Origin of the sequence: Streptomyces gottesmaniae (genome assembly GCF_031845845.1) — a bacterium.
Lineage (GTDB): Bacteria > Actinomycetota > Actinomycetes > Streptomycetales > Streptomycetaceae > Streptomyces > Streptomyces akebiae.
This window is the reverse complement of sequence record NZ_JAVRFJ010000030.1, coordinates 17,826-36,303: the sequence shown is the minus strand read 5'-3', so window position 1 is coordinate 36,303 and position 18,478 is coordinate 17,826. Positions and strand designations below refer to the sequence as shown.

The window sequence follows — 18,478 nt, the reverse complement described above, 5'->3', positions numbered from 1 at the left end:
ATCAAACAAAGATCACCAGATCCGGACTATCGGTTGGCTGTCCGGGTGCAAAGCAGTTGGCCCCCGCCGGTCGCCCGGCGGGGGCCAACTGCGTTCTCCTCGTCTACTTGGTGGTGCGGTACGCGCGGTGGATGGTCTGGGTCAGGGTGTTGCCGTCGGCGTCGGTGAGGGCGACGCGGAGGGAGACGGGGCCGGGCTCGGCGGGGCTGCGCAGCTTGAGCAGCTTGCCGTTCACGGGGGTGGTCTTCTTCCAGGTCCTGCCGTCGTCGTAGGAGACGGTGAAGGCCAGCTTGCGCAGCGTGCCGACCTCGGTGGCCGCGCCCTGGAGGGCGAACGGCACGGTGAGGGTCGTGTCGGCCTCGGCGGTACTGGCCGTCGACAGCTTGGGCGTGTAGCGGACGACCGTCAGCGGGAGCCGCTCGGGGGTGTCACCGGAGACGTGCGCCGAGGCGAAGGTCCAGGTGGCGGTCGTCCGGGTGCTGACCGCGGACTGTGCCGGAGCGCGGGAGACGTCCACGGCGAGCTTGTAGGCGCGCCTGCCCGCGGGAACGGTGTACGAGTCGCCGTTCAGAGGAGCGTCCACGGCGAAGATCTTCCTGCCGTCGGCGTGGAGCGAGCTCCTGGCCCTGGTGTGGTCGGAGCTCCCCTGGTTGCCGACGCCGTCGGAGAACAGCGGGACGTACGCCGTGAAGGTGTCACCGACGCGTACCGCTCCGGGCTGGTCGAGGACGGCCGCGAGGGCACCTGCGGGGAGGGTCGGGCCGAAGACGCCGATGTTGAAGCGCTGGGTGTGGTCCTTGCCCGCCGCGTACGCCCTGGGGACGCCGGCCTGTGTGCTCTCCCACGTCGGCTCGCCCTCGGCGTCGGGGGCGCCGTACTGGCTGACCTGGTAGAACCACTTGATTCCGTTGGGCAGCACGTAGTCGGTGCCGGTCAGCGGCAGACGGCCCGCGGTCGAGTGCTGGTTGTAGAAGCCGCCGTGCGTCAGCGGTGCGGCGACGATGGTCGTGGTCTTGCCCTTGACGGGCGTACCGACGACGACCTTGACCTTGGTGAGCTGGGCCCGCTTGACGTTCTTGGTGAAGCCGGACAGGTCACCCGTACGGTTCCAGGCCAGCCGGTAGTTGACGGACTTGTGGGTCCAGATGCCGTGGTACATCGCGGACACCTCGGCGGCCGGCGCCGGGGCACCCAGCTGTCCGACGCGGAGGCTGCCGAAGGAGCGGACGTCGTACACAGAGGTGTACGGCTTGTCGTTGACGTCGACGTGGAGGAAGAACATCGCGCCCGCGGGCTTGGCCGCGCCGTCCGGCACGGTGATCTTGAGGGGCTTCGTCTTCCGGGCGTCCATGACCAGGGTCGTGTCCTTGGTCAGCGCGAACTTCGGGTACAGCAGCACGGACCCTCCGTCGCCGGCGGTGCGGAGCATGCCTTCCAGGGCGTAGCGCCCCTTCGGCAGACGGATGGTGACCTCGCCGTCCTTCTCGTCGGAGGCCTCCGTCCAGATGTCGTTGTCCAGGCCGTAGATACTCGTCGAGGCGTCGCCGAGGGCCTTGCCCTTGAGGTCGAGGTGCTTGATGGTCAGGTCGTACGACTCGACCTCGCGGACCACGCCCAGGGAGGTGCGCGCGGTCGTCGTGCCGTCGGCGGTGGTGGCGGTCAGCGAGCCTCCGAAGCTGCCTTCGGCCGTTCCCACGCGGGTGTCGGTGGTCACGGTGGCGGTCGCCTCACCGCCCGCCGGGACGGTGAGCCGCTGCGGCGAGACCGTGAACAGGCCCTCCGCCGCCGGCCTTCCGTCGTTGCCGTAGGCGTCGGTGGCCAGGTCGAGGGTGACCGGCTCGGTGCCCGCGTTGCGGTAGGTGACGTCCTTGGTGACCGGCTGGTCGTCGGTGTGGGGGTACGCCTGTGTCCCGAAGCCCAGCGCGGTGGGACTGCTGGTGAGCTGCTGGGTGATCGCCCTGGCGACGTCCACCCGGCCGCTGCCCTGTGTGTACGCGGAGGTGGCGTCGGTCGGCGTCGCGGAGGCGGTGAGGGCGGCCTTGATCTGCGGGCCCGTCCAGTCCGGGTGCCGCTGCGCCAGGATCGCCGCGGCGCCCGCCACGTGCGGGGTCGCCATCGACGTACCGCTCATGGAGACATAGCCGTCGGCGGCGGGGTCGCCCATGTCGCCTTCGGCGGCCTCGGCGGCGACGATGTCCACGCCCGGCGCGGTGACGTCGGGCTTGAGGAAGCCGTCGGCCGTGGGACCTCGGCTGGAGAACTCGGCGATGGCGTCCCGGCGGTCGACCGCGCCGACGGTGAGCGCGGCGGCCGCGCTGCCGGGGGTGCCGATGGTGCCCTCTCCCGGCCCCTCGTTGCCGGCGGCTATGACGAACAGGGCGCCGGAACTGGCCGACAGGTCGTTGACGGCCTGCTCGACGGGGTCGATGCCGGGGGCGTCGGTGCCGCCCAGACTCATGTTGACGACCTTGGCGCCCTGCGCGACGGCCCACTGCATGCCCGCGATGACGCCGGAGTCGTCGCCCTCGCCGGAGTCGTCGAGCACCTTGCCGGCCAGGAGCCGGGCGCCGGGCGCGGCGCCCGCGTACTTCGCGCCCGTGGGGGACGCGGCCCCGGAGCCCGCGATCGTCGAGGCCACATGGGTGCCGTGGCCCGCGCGGTCGACGGTGTCCGCGGCGGCGGAGAAGTTCTTCACCGCGTCGATACGGTCCCTGAGGTCCGGGTGGGTGGCGTCGACGCCGGTGTCGAGGACGGCGACCTTGACGCCCTTGCCGTCGTATCCCGCCGTGTGCGCCGCGGGCGCGCCGATCTGCGGCACGCTCTTGTCCAGGGTCGCCCTGACCTTGCCGTCCAGCCAGATCTTCCTGACCTTCGCGGAGCCGGTCGCGCTGGTGAGGGTCTCCCACAGCGCGGAGCCCTCGGACTTACGGGCGCGTACGGCGTCACCGTTGATGCTCGGCAGATCCCGCCGGACGGTCGCGCCCGCGCTTCGGAACGTGCTCGCCGACAGGGCTGTGCCCTTGTCGTAGGTGACGATCAGCGGCAGGTCGGAGCGGCGGGCGTCGTCGTAGCGCGAACTCACCAGTCGCGTCACGTCGAACAGCCGCCGGTCGGCGGTCCCGTTCGCGATCAGCGGTTCGGCGTCACGCGGCAGGACGTACGCGTGGCCCTCGGCCTGCTGGACGCGGAAGGCCATCCCCTCGCGGCCCTCGGCGGCCGCCACGCCGGTGACCTTGCCCATGGCGTCGAGGGTCACTTTGTCGCCGGTGACGAGGGTGACGGTCCTCGCGGGGGCGCCGGCCGGGGGCCCCGGCCGGGCGGCCTCGGCACTGTCGGATGTGCTCACCAGCAGTCCGGCGCCGAGCGCCGCCGCCAGGGCGGCCGCCGACGGGACGGTGGTGACCATTCGTTTCCTGCGCTTGTGCGACGTCAACTCGGGCCTTTCGACATGGTTCATGGCGATGTGCTCGCCGGTTCGGGGCAGCATCAGGGCGCGGCCGAGCGACGCTGTGGCCGCTCGGCCGCGTAGGGGGCGGAAGACCGCCGGAGGATCGGGTCGGACGAGGCGCCTGGCCGGACGGTCAGACGAGGCGCTTGCGACCCCAGAGGATGACGAACGCGGCGATGCCGGCGGTCAGGGCCAGCAGGATCGAGGCGCCGAGCCACTGCATGGAGGACATCTGCGAGATCGGGAGGTAGTCGACCGACCAGCCGACGACCTGCGCCTCGTCCAGGCAGGCCTCGCGGGCCTTCTCCGTCGGCTCGGCACAGCTGCCCCAGCCGATGAGGTCGCCGGAGGCGGTGAGGTAGAACTCGTCCAGCTGGTGGGCGCCCTCGGGCATGTTCGGCGCGGAGTCGTTCCCGACACCGTTGTGGGTGGTGACCGTGACGACGTTCCCGAGGGACGTCCGGAAGTACGACCAGACCACCTGCAGCGCGACGGCGAAGCCCAGGGTGACGACCATGGACAGCAGGGTCCTGCGCAGCAGCATGCCGATCGCCACGCCACCGACGACGGTGAGCAGGGTGAGCGCCACGGGCACGGGTCCGGTGTTGTCGAAGGCGGGACCGTCGGCCCAACTCATGAAGTACGACGACGACTTGAGGGGCGACCACCACCAGGTGAACGCGGCGGAGAGCGCCATGGTGCACACCACGACCACGAGCGCGGTCACCCCGAGCTTGGTGGCGATCCAGCGAACGCGGCTGACGGACTGCGCGGTGACCAGCTTGCCGGTGCCGGTCTCCAGGTCGCCGGCGAGCAGGGGCGCACCGACGAAGACACCGACCAGGACGGGCAGGAACCCGAGCGTCGTGGCGGCCATGTTGAGCGGATCCTGGTCGTATGCGGTTTCCCAGCCGGACTTGAGGTCGGGGTAGCCGTACCCGTCGAGGTACGTGATCAGTTGCTGGCGCTGGTAGACGATCACCGCGACGGTGATCGCGGTGGCGGCCAGGAGCGTCCAGTAGGCGGCACGGTGCTGACGCCAGACGAGCCAGTTCATGCCGCTGAGCCGGAGACCGCGGCCACGGCCGGTCGCGCCGCGGGCGGAGTCGGAGAAGGTGCTGCCGGTGCCGCCGGTGCTGGTCATCGTGCTCATGCCGCCACCGTCTGCGGGGCGACGTAGGAACTGGGGCTGATCAGCGGCGGGGCTTCGGGCGAGCGCAGATAGGCGAGCAGGAGCTCCTCCAGGTTCGGGGTGCTCGCCTCCCACGGGCCGCCGGTGACCGGCCCGTCGGGGCGTATCAGTGCGGTGAACTGCCGTCCGCTGGTGCGGGTCTCGACCACCGTGTGGTACGCCAGCTCCGGGGGCGTCCGCCCGTCGGACCGGACCCCGGTCAGCACGGCGTGGGAGGTGCGGAGTTCGTCGACCTCACCGGCCAGGCGCAGCCCGCCGCCCGCGATGACCAGCAGGTAGTCGCAGGTGTTCTCCAACTCGGCGAGCATGTGGGTGGACATCAGCACGGTGGTGCCGCGCTCGGCTGCCTCCGCCAGCAGGGTGCCCATCAGCTCGTGGCGGACCAGTGGGTCGAGGTCGGACATCGGCTCGTCGAGGAGCAGCAGGTCGGGACGCTTGCCGAAGGAGACGGCGAAGGCCACCCGGGTGCGCTGGCCGCCGGAGAGCGTGCCGATCTTGGCGTCGAAGGGCACATTGCCCGCGCGGACGATGTCCTCGGCGGCCCGCTGGTCCCAGCCGGGGTTCAGCTCTCGTCCCATCCGCAGGGTCTCGGCGACGGTGAAGCGCCGGAACAGGGGCTTCTCCTGGGCGAGGAACGCGGTACGCCGAGTGGCCTCCGCGGACTCCGGGGCCGCGCCGAACACGCGCAGGGTGCCGGTGGTCGGCTCCAGCAGGTTGGCGGCGATGGCCATCAGCGTGGTCTTGCCGGCCCCGTTGGGACCGACCAGACCGCAGATCCGCCCGGCCGGCAGCCGGAAGGAGCAGTCCCGAAGCGCCCAGCCCCGGCGGTACTTCCGGCCTATCCCGCGGGCTTCTATCGCGGACGTGTCCGCCGACCCCCCGTAGCCCGTTTCGTAGCTCGTCATGCGTGTCCCCTTGTCCCCGTGGTTCCTGTGGTTCCTGTGGTTCCGGTGGTACCTGCTGGTTCGGTCGTTCCTGCCGGTCCCGCTGGTCTCGCTGGTCCCGCACCCTCGGCGGCAGGCCTGGTCCCGGCGTACCGCTCCTCCATCACCGACGTGACCAGAGCGGTCACGTCGTCCGGCTCAAGACCCGCCTCGCGGGCCCGGTCCATCCAGCTCCCCAGCTCGCCGCGCAACAGCGAATCCACCGCCGCCTGCGGACGAGCCAGCGACTGACGCACGAACGTCCCCAGTCCCGGCCGTGCTTCGACCAGCCCCTCCCGCTCCAGCTCGCGGTACGCCTTGAGCGTGGTGTTGGGGTTGACCGCGGAGGTCTCCGCAACCGCCTTGGCCGTGGGCAACTGGTCGCCGGGCCCGAGTACGCCGAGCCGCAGCGCCTGCTTGGTCTGCTGGACGATCTGCTGGTAGGCGGCGACCCCGCTCCGCCTGTCGATGCGGAACTCCAACGCCTTCACCACCATTCCACTAGTCGACTAGTGAAATGATGATGGAGCACCGATCGCGAACCTGTCAAAGCCCACAGGTCGGGGCGCCGGAACGGTCTGCGAGCCGCCGTCGGACGCCTCGGCCGGTCCGGCGACGTCGTGGGCACGGCTCCCACCCCGCCCATCCGAGACCCCCGACCGATGAGATTTCGTTCAGGTTCCTTGCCGCACCCGCGACAGCAATCGGCACTCCGCCGGCCACGGTGCAATCGTCGGTGCAATCGGCCCGGACAAGGGGGACGGCGGGCCCGTCTACCGAGGCGCGGCCGCGGCCACGTGCCTGGTGGGTCTCACCGACGGGACTCTGACGACACCTCGCGAGCCGGAAGCCGCCGAAGACCTGAGGACGTGTACACCATCAGCGCCGCCGCCGTCCCGCGCGAAACGGGACGAAGGCACGGGCGCCGACCTTTTGCGTCTCTCACTGACGCTGGTGCGCCCACGACCGGGACGCACCAGTGGGCAAGACGCCAGCCGGGTCAGGCATGGTCGTCGTCGGACAGTTCGGCGGCGTCGGTGACCTCGCAGGCCCGGTCCACCCAGATCTGGAGGCGGTCGGGGTCGGTGCAGCTGCGTACCCTCTGGCGGACGGAGTCGGGTACGTCGATGTGAGCCGGTCGAGCGTGCGCAGGACGCCGGCGATCCGCTCCGCGATTCGTTCCTCGACCCGACCCTCCTCTCGCAGCTTCACCGCGACCGGGTTCTTGTAGAAGTAGTTCACCGATGTCGGGGTTCACGGTCCGCAGAGCCGCCGCGAGGTCAGAGGAGGCCGAGGGGGAGCGCCGGAGTAGACCTTCCGGCTGTGCGGGGCGGGGACCAGGGGCCGCTGCCCCGCACAGGCGCTCGGCCCCGGTACGCAGTACCTGATCAGCGGAACAGATCCTCGGCGGCGGTCACCCGAAGGGCTCGCTCCGCCCAGATCATGAGCTGGTCCCGGTCAGGACAGTCGGTGACTCGTTCGCGGACGTGGTCCGGCACCGGGATGCCGCGCCATTCGAGGGTCTTGAAGATCATCTCGATCTGGGCCTGGATCCGGCCTTCCTCCCGGCCTTCCTCACGCGTCTGCTCAGCGAGCGGGTGTCGCCAGAAGTACTGCGTATCCGTCATGAGGTCCCTCCAGATCTGCTGTGCCTCGGGGTCCTTCAGGCACGAGTCGACGAACTGCACGAAGACCGCGGCGCTCTCCGCGTCGATGGTATGCAGGGCGGCCACCAGGGATTTCAGTATGGCGGCAGCCTTGGGGCCCTTGCCATGCGTCATCGCCGAGAGCACCGCGAGAGAGACATCTCGCTCGGCCGCTCGCTCGTCCGCGATGACCGGTACGTTGTCCGGGCCCAGCACGAGCGGCCGTACCGTCAGCGAGGGGCGACCGCGTACCCCGAGATGGATAGGCTGCGCCGCCCAGCGGGCCGTGGCGCGGCTCTGGGTGATCACGATCAGCACCGGGTCGCAGTGGTACTTCGCGTACAGGTAGCTGAGGTAGTACGGCCAACTGCGTTGCTTGGCTTCGTCCTTCTTGCCCTGGGACTCGACGACCAGGAGATACGTCCCCTCGTCGGTCTCCGCCCGTAAGAGCGTGTCCACGCGCCGCTCGACCGGTTCGATCTCCGTGAGGTCGACATTCATGGCGGCGAACTCGCGCGGCTCGGGGAAGGGCACGTGCAACACACGTTGCAGGGTGCGGGTAAGCAGCGAGGGGTCCTTCTGGAAGATGCGGTGCAGCGCCTCGTGCGGCGAGCTGACCATCGGATCTCCTTTCTTTCGGGATGGTCAACGAGCTACGCGGTCAGCAGTTCGCACCACACGTATTTGCCGCGATGACCGAAGCGGGAGGACGGCTGCCAGCCCCACACGTCCGTGCAGGCGCGGACGAGGGCGAGGCCTCGGCCGGTCTCCGTGTCGGGCTTCGCCAAGTGGCATGGGGGTTCCGGGGGTTCGGGGTCCGCGTCCCAGGCTCCGATCCAGAGCGTTCCGTTCGACCAGCGGACGCGCAGGGCCGCCGGGCCCTTGGTGTGCAGTACGGCGTTCGCGATCAGTTCCGTGGCGAGGAGTTCGGCGGGGTCGAGGAGAGCGGTCAGGCCGTGCATGGTCAGGATCAGTCGGAGGGTGCGGCGGGAGACGGTGACGGCTCGGGGGTCATGAGGGATGTGGAGGACGTACTCCCAGGGTTCGGCAGCCGTTTCAGGCATGGGTGAACTCCGTTCGGGGTGGGGGTGGGGTTCGGGGGCGGTCCGGTGGCATTGCCTCAGCCGTCGGGGCGTGACGGAGTGGTGCGCTTCCGGAAGCCCCGCATGCGCAGGGTGTGCGGCGCATCACTGACGGTAGGGTAGAAATTCATACCCTTGCAACACGCTGCCGTAATCTGACACCCGAAAGAGGAGTCACGGAGAGGCAGTTACTCGGATGACCATGCGGAACCAGCCCACGGCACGACAGGTGCGCCTGGGGTCCGAGCTGCGCAAGCTGCGTGAGGCGGCGGACAAGCCCGCCAAGGAGGTCGCGGGGCTCCTCGGAGCGAGTTCGGCCCACATGAGCCAGATCGAGGCCGGGAGTTCGGCGATCAGCGAGGAGAGGCTCCGCAGGCTGGCGGCTCACTGCGCCTGCACGGACGCGGAACTCATCGAGGCCCTTGTGGCGATCGCGACCGACCGCACGCGCGGTTGGTGGGACGACTACCGAGGCGTCCTGCCCCAGGTGAATCTGGACGTCGCCGAGGCTGAGCACCATGCGACGTTCCTGGACGAGGTTGCCATCGCCTATGTGCCCGGACTGCTCCAGACCGCCGACTACGCACGAGCGGTCTTCAGTTACACGCGCCCCGAACTTCCCGAGAGCGAGCTGACTCCTCGGGTAGAGCACCGGATGCGGCGGCGCGCGGTCATCGAAGGCGACCATCCGCTGCCGTACGAGACGATCGTCCACGAGTTCACCCTGCGGATCCGAGTGGCCGACCGGCAGACCTCGCTCGCCCAACTCCGCCGCATCCTGGCCGAGATCGAGCGGGGGCACGTGACGGTGCGGGTCATCCCCACCGATCAGGACGGGTTCGCCGGTGCCGCCGCCTCGATGATGTACCTGGGCGGTCCGGTGCCCCGCCTGGACACCGGGCTTCGCGATTCACCCACCGGCGTCCTGTTCATCGACGCCGAAGCACAGCTGAAGCAACTCCGAACACTCTTTCGTAAGGTGAAGGAGGCGTCGCTGGACCCCACGACGTCACGGGACTTCATCCACCGTCTGACGAAGGAACTGTGAGGACACGATGGACCGCGCCCCGCACTGGCAGAAGTCCACGTACTCCGGTGGCGGCGAAGGCGACACCTGCGTCGAGATAGCCGCCGTAGCGCCCAACTTCCTCGGCCTCCGCGAATCCACCACCCCCACCACCCACCTCCGCACCACCCCCACCCCCCTAGCCGGACTCCTCCACCACATAAAGGCCGGCGGGTTTCGTACGACGAGCTGAGAAAAACCCCCTGCGACACGCGGGGGTTCGCCGGATGGCTGGTCCGGGACGTGCGTTTCTACCGTGGTTCCATGCGCACCCCCCACACCGCCTCGACCTCCGTCGTCGCCCTCGCTCTCGCCCTCCTCGCCACGCTCGCCCCGGCCCGCGCCCAAGCCGCGGCGGACCCCCTGCAACGGGACGCCGACGCCCTGCGGGACTCGGGGGTGACCGGCGTGTCCGTGCGGGTGGACCGGCCTCGTGGGACGCGGACCGTTCGCAGTGGGGTCGGCGACCTCCGCACCGGTGCGCCCGTGCCGCCCGCCGAGTACATCCGGATCGGCAGCACCACCAAGACGTACGTCGCCGCCGTCGTCCTCCAGCTCGTCGGTGAGGGGCGGCTGTCGCTGGAGGACCGGGTGGAGCGGTGGCTGCCGGGGGTGGTCCGGGGCAGTGGGAACGACGGGCGGCGGATCACCGTCCGGCAGCTGTTGCAGCACACCAGCGGGCTGCCGGACTACGTCGCCGACGTCGTCCCGGAGCTGAGCGCCGCCGGGTATCTGAAGCACCGGTCGACGACGTACACCTCGGCGCAGCGCGTCGCGTTCGCCATGACGCACCCTCCCGTCTTCGAGCCGGGGGCCCGCTGGGAGTACTCCAACACCAACTACATCCTCGCCGGGATGGTGATCGAGGCGGTCACCGGCAAGGGGTGGGACGAGGAGGTGAGGGAGCGGATCCTGCGGCCGCTGCGGCTCACGCGGACGTACGCGCCGGGCGACGATCCCCGTCTTCCCCGGCCGCACGCCCGCAACTACCAGGAGTTCGGGACGGGCGACGGCGCCGGCGCCCGCACCACCTTCACCGACACCACCCTCGCCTACCTCCCCTTCGACGGGGACGCCGACGGGTCGATGATCAGCACCACGGCCGACACCAACCGCTTCTTCTCCGCGCTGCTGGGCGGCAGGCTCCTCGCCCCCGCCCAGCTCGCCGAGATGCTGCGCACCGTCGCCGTGCCCGACAGCCCCGGCGAGGTGCCGGGCTCACGCTACGGGCTGGGCATCGGCTGGACGCCGCTCACCTGCGGCGGTGGCTACTGGGGCCACAGCGGCAGCGGCTTCGGCTTTCTGGCGTGGCCCGGGACGACGCGGGACGGCCGGACCTCGGTCACCGTCGCCGTGCACAGCCGGCCGGGCGACGAGCAGACCGCCGTACGGCAGATCCGGGCCACCACGGACCTGGTCGACCACGCCCTGTGCGCCACCCGGCCCGGGGAGCACCGCGGGAAGTAGCCGACCGCGCTCCCCTCCCCTATGCCTCCGGGCCCGGCGGGCCCTGCCGCACCGGCCCCGCCCGGTCCAGCAAGCCCGTGCGGGCCGCCAGTGCCGCCGCCTCCAGGCGGGAGCCGACGCCGAGCTTCATCAGGACCCGTTGGACGTGCGTGCGGGCCGTCGACGGGGCGATGCCCATGCCCGCCGCGATGAGGCGGGTGTCCTCGCCGTCCGCGACGCGGACCAGGACCTCGACCTCTCTCGGGGTCAGCATCTGCAGGAGCCGCTGGCCCTCGTCGTCCGGCTGGGCGGCGGGGTTCAGCAGTTCGCCGAAGGCGCTCTGCAGGAGCTGTGGTGCCACCGCCGCCTCGCCCGCGCGGGCCTTCATGATGGCCCGTTCGACCCCCTCGATGCGCTCGTCGTGCCGGACGTAGCCCGAGGCGCCGGCGGCGAACGCCGCCGCGATGCCGCGCGGGTTGGGCACCGGTCCGAGGACCAGGACCGCCACCTGCGGGCGCTCGCGCTTGATCTTCACCACCGGGTCGAAGATCCCCGGCTCGGCGGGTGTCGCCGTGCCGATCAGGCACACCTCAGGTGCCCTGGTGATCACCAGCTCCGCCGCGCCCGCGGCGGGCGCCGCCGCCGCCAGGACCCGGTGTCCCCGCAGCTTCAAGGCCGAGGCCAACGCCTCGGCCAGCAGTCGGTGGTCGTCGACCACCATGAGCCGCACTCCCATCGAGCCACCCCACCCCCCAGTCCCCCACAGTCCCCCAGATGGTTGCCCACTATGGCTGCCCACCGGACCTCGCGGACAGAAGCCCCCCGACTTCCCGTCGACTCGCCGGTCGACGCCCGCTCTTCATGCCCCCGGAAGCTACACGCTTGTTCGACGTTGCGCTCCCCCTACGGGAGAGAAGTGCCCGGATTACCGAAATTCCCTCCGATTCGAGCGTGATGCGGGATACGTGCACGGCCCCGCCCCTGAGCTGGGGCGGGGCCGTGGAACGAGGCCGAGGGGGCGCGTGGGGTTACTTCGCCCCGAAGCCGAGCGCCGTGTACTCCTTCTCGTCGTCCGAGTACGGCTTGCTGACGAGCTCCGAGCCGATGAACCACCGTCCGTCGGTGTAGAGCATCTCGCTCATCGTCGGCGTCATGGCGCTGATCGCGCGCAGCACCGACTCGGAGGCCGGGGTCTCCAGGAGCTTGGTCTGCTTCAGCGTCTTGCCGTCGACGGAGACGATCTGGGCGCCCTTGTCGTACGGGCCGTCCTTGTAGGCGATGATGTTCGGCCCGTCCATACGGATCGGGAACAGCTCGTGGTCGTCGCCCGCGTCGACGCGGTCACCGGTGGACTTACCGGTGGCCAGCGAGAAGGAGACGATCTCGTTGGTGGAGCTGTAGGCGCCGGTGCCGTCGTGGCTCTTGGTCGGCATGTACACCTTGTCGTTGCCGACGGAGATGCCCCGGCAGGCCCAGACACCGCGGACCGGGCACTCGTAGTCGTACTTGTCGTCCGGGACGGAGATCTTGGCGCGCAGCTTGCCCTTGTCGTCGAGGGAGAAGATGTCGGTCGTGCCGGTCAGCGGGACGTCGCTGCCCGTCACCACACCGAAGACGACGGGGTTGGTGGAGATGACCGTGGCGCGCTGGATGCCGGAGGGGACCTTGTACGTCCACTTGACGCTGCCCGACTTCGGGTCGAGCAGCTGGATCTCGAAGGTCTCGCTGCCGTAGTCGCCGCACTTGCGGACCGCGACCAGCTGGGCGCCGCCCGCGTAGCCCTCGTCGGTGCACTCGCCGGCCTTCGGCGACCACAGCACCTTGCCGGAGTTGACGTCGAACGCGGCGCCACCGGAGTAGCCGCCGGCCGCGGCGACCGTCGTACCGGAGATGGTGACCTCGCCGAACGGCACCTTGCTTCCGCTGAGGTCGGCGTTCTTGGTCCACACCTCCTTGCCGGTCTCGACGTTGAAGGCGGTGACCTCGGTGCAGGGCTGGCGGTCGTCGTTGTTCTTGCGCTTGGCCGACTCGGTCACCACGACGGCGATGCCCTCGGTGGTGATCTCCCGCGAGCCCGCGCAGGTCTGGCCGGCCAGGTCCAGCGTCCACTTGGCCTTGCCGCTGTCCGGGTCGTAGCCGACGATCTTGTTGAGCGCGGACTTGGCGTACGTGGTCTTCGTCAGCCAGGAGCCCTTGACGCTGTCGATCTGGAGCTTTTCCTTGACCTCGTGCGCGGGCACCTGGAAGAGGATCTTCGCGCTGGGGCTGGACGGTGCCTTCTCCTGCGCCGTGGTCGGGATCTCCACGCCGCCGGAGGACGAACCGCCGGACGAGGAGCCGCCGTCGTCGTCGCCCTTGGTGTCGTCCTTGCCGCCGGAGGTGCCCTCCGAACTGGCGGTGTCGTTCTTGCCGTTGTCGTCGTCGCCGCTGGAGGTGGCGATGTAGACGCCGCCGCCGACGATGAGGGCGATGGCCGCGACCGCCGCGGTGATGATGATCGCCGCGGAGTTCAGCTTCTTCTTGCCGCCGGGACCGCCCGGGGCGTGCCCCACCTGGGGCTGCATCGGCATGGTCTGCGGCGGATAGCCGTACGGCTGCTGCCCGTAGGGACCGGGCTGCGGCTGCTGGCCGTACGGGCCGGGCTGCGGCTGGCCGTACGGACCCGGCTGACCGGGCTGGCCCGGGTAGCCGTAACCCGGCTGCGCCGGCGGGGGCGTCTGCGGGTAGCCGTAGCCCGGGGCCTGCGCGGGCGGGCCCTGCGGCGGGGGCGTCGGGGCGCCGAAACCGCCGGGCGGCGGGGGCGTGGGCGCGCCGAAACCGCCCTGCGGCGGGGTGCTCTGCGGGGGCTGCTGACCCGGGGCCGGGGGCTGCGCGGGCGGCTGGTCCTTGGACAAGGACGGGGCCGGCGGCTGGTTCTGGGGCTGGCCCGGCGGCTGGTTCGGCGGCTGGTTCGGCGGCTGGTTCGGCGGGGGCGGCGGCTGCGTCATGACGTGGATTCCTCGGAGCGGATCTCGGTGGTCGGGTGGAGGACGAGCGGGGCTGTCACTTGCCGTAGGCCAGCATCAACTTCTCCTTCGCTTCGTCGGCACCGTTCAGCAGGGTCGAGGAGATGTAGAAGCGTCCGTCCACGTAGTCGATGGCCTTCGAGTAGAAGGAACTCTCGATCGCCGCGGCGCTCGCCGGCATCTGCAGCAGCTTGGTGGCGGCGGGGCTGCCGCCCGTGGTCGGGAACGACACGATCTGGCCGCCCGCGTCGGACGACGGCTCCACGTACGCGATCAGCCTGCCGCCCTCGGTCCGCACCGGCGACATCGCGGCGTCGGCGGAGGGCGACTTGACGCGCCACTTCTCCTTGCCGGTGGCGAGGTTCAGCGCGACGATCTCGTTCGTGCCGTCCTTCTCCTCGGTCGGCAGGTAGAGCGTGTTCGCGTCGCTCGCGACACCGGTGCAGCCGGCGAGGTTCCCGGTGAGGATCCCGCCGTCGCACTCGGGGGCGAACGAGGCGTCGGAGTCGACCTGCGAACGGGTCGATCCGTCGGCCTTGAGGGTGGAGATGTTCCAGGTGTTCTCTTCCTCGTTGGTGAGGTAGAGGACGAGCGGGTCCACGGAGTACGCGTTCTCGACCTTCCAGCCCTTGGGGATCTTCCGCGTCCACTTGGCCTTGCCGGTCCTCGGGTCGAGCTCCTGGACCTCGTCGTGCTCCTTCTCCGTGGTCACCGCGCAGGAGGAGACGACGACCAGCCGCGTACCGCCCGCGAACCCGGACGGATAGCAGGACTGGCCGTAGTTCTTCTTGTCGAACAGCTTCTTGCCGGTGGCGATGTCGTACGCCGTCCCGGACTGCGAGCGGCCCACCACGAGCGTGTCACCGGTGACGGCCAGGGAGACGCTGCTCGCGCTGTCGAACAGGTCACCCTTCTCCAGCTGGGCCGACCACCCCTTGTCACCGGTGTTCAGGTCGATCTGCTGGAGCTGGTCGCACTCGGCGTTCTTCGAGGTGCTCTTCTGGTACGCGACCACGGCCCGGTCGTCGGAGGTCTTCGGGGTGACCGAGCAGATCTTGCCGGGGAACTCGATCGGGTCCCAGGCCGGGTCGCCGTCCCCCACGTTGTAGGCGAACAGCTGCTTGTACGCGGGCTTCACCGCGACCTTGTCGGTGACCCACAGGCCGGGTGCGCTCGCGCCGGAACCGGGGGCGTCGGGTGCGCTCTTGTACCAGAGCACCTTCGCCTCGCCGTCCTGGCGATCCGCGTTGAGGTCGGAGATGTCGAGGTCCTCGCCACCGTCGCCGCTGCCGTCGCCCGGGTTGACGGGCGCGGAGGGCGCGTCGGAGGGCTTGTCGTCCTCGGACGGGCCGGTGCTCTCCTTGGCGACCGGCTTCTTCTCGCCGTCGTCCCCGAGACCGGTCACGGCGAACACCGCGCCGCCGACCACGAGCAGCGCGGCCACGGCCGCCCCGACGACCATCGCGGGCCTGCCCTTGAAGGGGTTCTTCGACCCACCGCCGCCACCGACCGGCGGGGGCGTGGGCGCGCCCGCGTACTGCGCCTGCGGATAGCCGTAACCGGCCTGCGACGCCGGGTTGTACGGGCCGGGCTGCGCGTACGGGCCGGGCTGCTGCGGCTGACCGTACGGGCCGGGCTGGGTGTACGGACCCGGCTGCGCGGGCGGCTGCTGCTGAGGGGGGTAGCCGTAGCCGGGGCCCGGTGCGGGCGGGCCCTGCGGCGGGGGCGTCTGCGGGTAGCCGTACGGCTGCTGCGGTTGTTGCGGCTGCGACGGCGGTGGTGGATTCTGCGGTACTCCGTAACCGCCCTGCGACGGCTGATCGGGTGGCTGAACCATCAGCGCTTTCCCCCTGTTCGCTGCTTTCGAGCCACCCGTGACCACGCGTGGTGTCGCTTCTCAGACTGTTCTCAGACGGCTCTTTCTATCACTGCGACGCTGCCACACACGGGGCCGGTCGCTCCCCTGTTCCCAAGGGAGAACCGGCCCGTGATGCCCCCGTTACGCTCCTTCACGCCCCCTTCACGGGACGCGCGCGCCGCCTCGATACGCCGTTTGGAGGGCGGTAATTGCTGCGCGCCGACCAGGGGGAGCGCACTGAGGGGGCGCGAGGAACCGCGCGAGCGACCACGGACGGCCGACGCTCGGCCTCGAACACGAGCCCCAACAACCCGTGGCCGCCCCCGACTCAGCGGCTACGCCTCCTCGGCCAGTTCAAGCCACCGCATCTCCAGCTCTTCCTTCTCCCCGAGCAACGCCCTCAACTCGGCGTCCAGCTCCCCCACCTTCGAGAAGTCCGTCGCGTTCTCGGCGATCCGCGCGTGCAACTTCGCCTCCTTCTCGGAGACCTTGTCCAACTGCCGCTCGATCTTCTGGAGTTCCTTCTTCGTGGCACGGGTGTCGGCGCCACTCTTCTGCGCGGTGTCGGCAGCGGGCTTCACGGCGACCCCGGAGGCCGCGGCCGCGGCCTCCTCCATGGCGTGGCGCCGCTCGATGTACTCGTCGATCCCCCGCGGCAGCATCCGCAGCGCCGCGTCACCGAGCAGCGCGAACACCTTGTCCGTCGTCCGCTCGATGAAGAACCGGTCGTGGGAGATCACGATCATCGACCCGGGCCATCCGTCGAGGAGGTCCTCCAGCTGCGTGAGCGTCTCGATGTCGAGGTCGTTCGTCGGCTCGTCGAGGAAGAGGACGTTGGGCTCGTCCATCAGCAGCCGCAGGATCTGGAGCCGCCGCCGCTCACCACCGCTGAGGTCGCCCACCGGCGTCCACTGCTTCTCCTTGTTGAAGCCGAAGGTCTCGCAGAGCTGCCCCGCCGTCATCTCGCGGCCCTTGCCGAGGTCGACCCGGTCGCGGATCTGCTGCACGGCCTGGAGCACCCGCCAGGTCGGGTCGAGTTCGGCGACCTCCTGGGACAGGTACGCCAGCTTGACGGTCTTGCCGGTGACGACCCGCCCGGCGGCCGGCTGCTTCTCCCCCTCGCTGCGCGCGGCGTCCGCCATGGCCCGCAGCAGGGAGGTCTTGCCGGCGCCGTTGACGCCGACGAGGCCGATCCGGTCGCCGGGGCCGAGCTGCCAGGTCAGATGCTTCAGCAGCACCTTCGGACCGGCCTGCACGGTGACGTTCTCCAGGTCGAACACGGTCTTGCCCAGCCGGGTCGACGCGAACTTCATCAGCTCGCTGGTGTCGCGCGGCGGCGGTACGTCCGCGATCAGCTCGTTGGCCGCCTCGACGCGGAAGCGCGGCTTCGACGTACGGGCGGGGGCGCCGCGCCGCAGCCAGGCCAGCTCCTTGCGGACCAGGTTCTGCCGCTTGGTCTCCTCGGTGGCGGCGATCCGCTCGCGCTCGGCGCGGGCGAAGACGTAGTCGGAGTAGCCGCCCTCGTACTCGAAGACCGAGCCCTTCTGCACGTCCCACATCCGGGTGCACACCTGGTCCAGGAACCACCGGTCGTGGGTGACGCAGACGAGGGCGGAGCGCCGCTCCCGCAGGTGGCGCGCGAGCCAGGAGATGCCTTCCACGTCCAGGTGGTTGGTGGGCTCGTCGAGGACGATCAGGTCCTGCTCCTCGATCAGCAGCTTGGCGAGCGCGATGCGCCGCCGCTCACCGCCGGAGAGCGGGCCGATGACGGTGTCGAGCCCCTGGGGGAACCCCGGGAGGTCGAGCCCGCCGAAGAGCCCCGTCAGCACGTCCCTGATCTTGGCGTTGCCCGCCCACTCGTGGTCGGCCAGGTCCCGGATGACCTCGTGCCGGACGGTGGCGGTGGGGTCGAGGGAGTCGTGCTGGGTGAGGACGCCGAGGTGGAGGCCGCCGGAGTGGGTGACCCGCCCGGTGTCGGCCTCCTCCAGCTTCGCGAGCATCCGGATCAGGGTGGTCTTGCCGTCCCCGTTCCGCCCCACGACGCCGATCCGGTCCCCTTCGGAGACGCCGAGCGAGACCCCGTCGAGCAGGGCACGGGTGCCGTACACCTTGCTGACGTTCTCGACATTGACCAGGTTGACGGCCATTACTCTCCTGCCACGGGGACGATCGACCCTCCAGGGTAGTCGGCGGGGCGCACGGGTGCGGCGGGGCGGCGGGTGGTCGCGCGCAGGCGGCGGCCGCGCCTGGTGAGCCCCCAGGGCTTCAGCACCGAGATCACCGTCATGAAGACGTACGCGCACAGGGAGACGGCCGGGCCGAAGAGGACGTCTCCGGCGTCCGGCAGCGGCCCACCGGCCGCGACGGCGGTGACGGCCGTGTTCACGCCGGGGCGCAGGGCGAGGACGGTGGCCGTGAGGGTGGCCAGGGTCAGCCAGAACTTCGTGTGGACCCAGCGGTGGCGGGCCAGCCCCCACGGGGTGCCCAGCGACAGCACCAGACCGCTGGTGAAGGTCAGCAGGCCGACGGGGACGAGGAGCCAGTCCGCGAACAGCTTCATGGCGCGGACGGACGCCTCCACCGCGGCCGCCGACGAGGTGGTGCCCGCGGTGGCGCCGAGCGCCAGCAGCCCGAGCGTGAGCCCGAGCCAGGCGGCGGAGGCGGTGACATGGACGACGAGGAGGGCCCGGCGGGCGGGGCGGCGCAGGGGGCTTCGGTTCGTCTTCATGTTCATGTGCCCACCGTGCCGGGGTGGGGGCGGCTGGGCGTCTGCCGGCGGGAGTATCCGGGAGTACGGGGGTGGGAGTAGGCG

Annotated in this window: 14 protein-coding genes; 3 read left to right on the top strand and 11 right to left on the bottom strand. The window is 70.5% G+C overall.

Translation table 11 applies throughout. From position 1 onward, the window contains the following. Window positions 1-103 precede the first annotated feature (103 nt). The 6 genes from RM704_RS29585 to RM704_RS29560 all read right to left on the bottom strand — a co-directional run bounded on the left by RM704_RS29585 (window position 104) and on the right by RM704_RS29560 (window position 8,273). On the bottom strand, window positions 104-3,487 hold the full coding sequence (locus RM704_RS29585; protein ID WP_033531973.1) for a S8 family peptidase: 3,384 nt from the start codon (window positions 3,485-3,487) through the stop codon (window positions 104-106). A gap of 94 nt (window positions 3,488-3,581) precedes the next feature. Beyond that, a complete protein-coding gene (locus tag RM704_RS29580; protein WP_033531972.1) occupies window positions 3,582-4,601 on the bottom strand; it encodes an ABC-2 membrane transporter-related protein in 1,020 nt (339 codons plus the stop codon). After that, complete coding sequence (locus RM704_RS29575; RefSeq protein ID WP_033531971.1) at window positions 4,598-5,545, bottom strand: ABC transporter ATP-binding protein; 948 nt, start codon at window positions 5,543-5,545, stop codon at window positions 4,598-4,600. Before RM704_RS29575 ends, RM704_RS29580 begins: the two co-directional genes overlap by 4 nt. Beyond that, window positions 5,542-6,060 carry a GntR family transcriptional regulator gene (locus RM704_RS29570; protein ID WP_078937498.1) on the bottom strand — a complete coding sequence of 173 codons (519 nt, stop codon included), beginning with the start codon at window positions 6,058-6,060 and terminating at the stop codon, window positions 5,542-5,544. The genes RM704_RS29575 and RM704_RS29570 overlap by 4 nt, the downstream gene beginning before the upstream one ends. An 891-nt stretch (window positions 6,061-6,951) precedes the next feature. Next, window positions 6,952-7,830 carry a hypothetical protein gene (locus RM704_RS29565; RefSeq protein WP_033531970.1) on the bottom strand — a complete coding sequence of 293 codons (879 nt, stop codon included), beginning with the start codon at window positions 7,828-7,830 and terminating at the stop codon, window positions 6,952-6,954. 32 nt (window positions 7,831-7,862) lie between these two features. After that, on the bottom strand, window positions 7,863-8,273 hold the full coding sequence (locus RM704_RS29560; protein WP_311591366.1) for an ATP-binding protein: 411 nt from the start codon (window positions 8,271-8,273) through the stop codon (window positions 7,863-7,865). A gap of 214 nt (window positions 8,274-8,487) precedes the next feature. Here RM704_RS29560 and RM704_RS29555 point away from each other — a divergent pair, with 214 nt between their 5' ends. The 3 genes from RM704_RS29555 to RM704_RS29545 all read left to right on the top strand — a co-directional run bounded on the left by RM704_RS29555 (window position 8,488) and on the right by RM704_RS29545 (window position 10,824). Continuing rightward, window positions 8,488-9,339, top strand: coding sequence for a helix-turn-helix domain-containing protein (locus RM704_RS29555; protein WP_033531969.1), 852 nt, complete (start codon window positions 8,488-8,490; stop codon window positions 9,337-9,339). Between the two features lie 7 nt (window positions 9,340-9,346). Next, window positions 9,347-9,550: a DUF397 domain-containing protein gene (locus RM704_RS29550; protein ID WP_033531968.1), complete on the top strand. Its 204-nt coding sequence runs from the start codon at window positions 9,347-9,349 to the stop codon at window positions 9,548-9,550. Window positions 9,551-9,621: 71 nt separating this feature from the next. Beyond that, window positions 9,622-10,824, top strand: a complete 1,203-nt coding sequence (locus RM704_RS29545; protein ID WP_078937497.1) for a serine hydrolase domain-containing protein — start codon at window positions 9,622-9,624, stop codon at window positions 10,822-10,824. A 19-nt stretch (window positions 10,825-10,843) separates the two neighbouring features. On the opposite strand, the gene RM704_RS29540 is transcribed toward RM704_RS29545, so the two are convergent. The 5 genes from RM704_RS29540 to RM704_RS29520 form a co-directional block, all read right to left on the bottom strand. Continuing rightward, window positions 10,844-11,539 (bottom strand): helix-turn-helix transcriptional regulator, encoded by a 696-nt coding sequence (locus RM704_RS29540; RefSeq protein WP_078937496.1) that lies wholly within the window; start codon window positions 11,537-11,539, stop codon window positions 10,844-10,846. 292 nt (window positions 11,540-11,831) lie between these two features. Further along, a complete protein-coding gene (locus RM704_RS29535; RefSeq protein ID WP_033531966.1) occupies window positions 11,832-13,790 on the bottom strand; it encodes an outer membrane protein assembly factor BamB family protein in 1,959 nt (652 codons plus the stop codon). Between the two features lie 55 nt (window positions 13,791-13,845). Further along, a complete protein-coding gene (locus RM704_RS29530; protein ID WP_033531965.1) occupies window positions 13,846-15,645 on the bottom strand; it encodes an outer membrane protein assembly factor BamB family protein in 1,800 nt (599 codons plus the stop codon). Window positions 15,646-16,001: 356 nt separating this feature from the next. Then, window positions 16,002-17,813 (bottom strand): ABC-F family ATP-binding cassette domain-containing protein, encoded by a 1,812-nt coding sequence (locus RM704_RS29525; protein ID WP_033531964.1) that lies wholly within the window; start codon window positions 17,811-17,813, stop codon window positions 16,002-16,004. After that, a complete protein-coding gene (locus RM704_RS29520; RefSeq protein ID WP_033532022.1) occupies window positions 17,813-18,394 on the bottom strand; it encodes a hypothetical protein in 582 nt (193 codons plus the stop codon). Before RM704_RS29520 ends, RM704_RS29525 begins: the two co-directional genes overlap by 1 nt. Window positions 18,395-18,478 lie beyond the last annotated feature (84 nt).

Bases quoted from the DNA above. Each gene is read 5' to 3' on its own strand.
- RM704_RS29525 (WP_033531964.1), bottom strand. From the start codon at position 17,813: ATGGCCGTCAACCTGGTCAATGTCGAGAACGTCAGCAAGGTGTACGGC.
- RM704_RS29565 (WP_033531970.1), bottom strand. From the start codon at position 7,830: ATGGTCAGCTCGCCGCACGAGGCGCTGCACCGCATCTTCCAGAAGGAC.
- RM704_RS29530 (WP_033531965.1), bottom strand. From the start codon at position 15,645: ATGGTTCAGCCACCCGATCAGCCGTCGCAGGGCGGTTACGGAGTACCG.
- RM704_RS29535 (WP_033531966.1), bottom strand. From the start codon at position 13,790: ATGACGCAGCCGCCGCCCCCGCCGAACCAGCCGCCGAACCAGCCGCCG.
- RM704_RS29575 (WP_033531971.1), bottom strand. From the start codon at position 5,545: ATGACGAGCTACGAAACGGGCTACGGGGGGTCGGCGGACACGTCCGCG.
- RM704_RS29550 (WP_033531968.1), top strand. From the start codon at position 9,347: ATGGACCGCGCCCCGCACTGGCAGAAGTCCACGTACTCCGGTGGCGGC.
- RM704_RS29570 (WP_078937498.1), bottom strand. From the start codon at position 6,060: ATGGTGGTGAAGGCGTTGGAGTTCCGCATCGACAGGCGGAGCGGGGTC.
- RM704_RS29545 (WP_078937497.1), top strand. From the start codon at position 9,622: ATGCGCACCCCCCACACCGCCTCGACCTCCGTCGTCGCCCTCGCTCTC.
- RM704_RS29585 (WP_033531973.1), bottom strand. From the start codon at position 3,487: ATGCTGCCCCGAACCGGCGAGCACATCGCCATGAACCATGTCGAAAGG.
- RM704_RS29580 (WP_033531972.1), bottom strand. From the start codon at position 4,601: ATGAGCACGATGACCAGCACCGGCGGCACCGGCAGCACCTTCTCCGAC.
- RM704_RS29555 (WP_033531969.1), top strand. From the start codon at position 8,488: ATGACCATGCGGAACCAGCCCACGGCACGACAGGTGCGCCTGGGGTCC.
- RM704_RS29560 (WP_311591366.1), bottom strand. From the start codon at position 8,273: ATGCCTGAAACGGCTGCCGAACCCTGGGAGTACGTCCTCCACATCCCT.
- RM704_RS29520 (WP_033532022.1), bottom strand. From the start codon at position 18,394: ATGAAGACGAACCGAAGCCCCCTGCGCCGCCCCGCCCGCCGGGCCCTC.
- RM704_RS29540 (WP_078937496.1), bottom strand. From the start codon at position 11,539: ATGGGAGTGCGGCTCATGGTGGTCGACGACCACCGACTGCTGGCCGAG.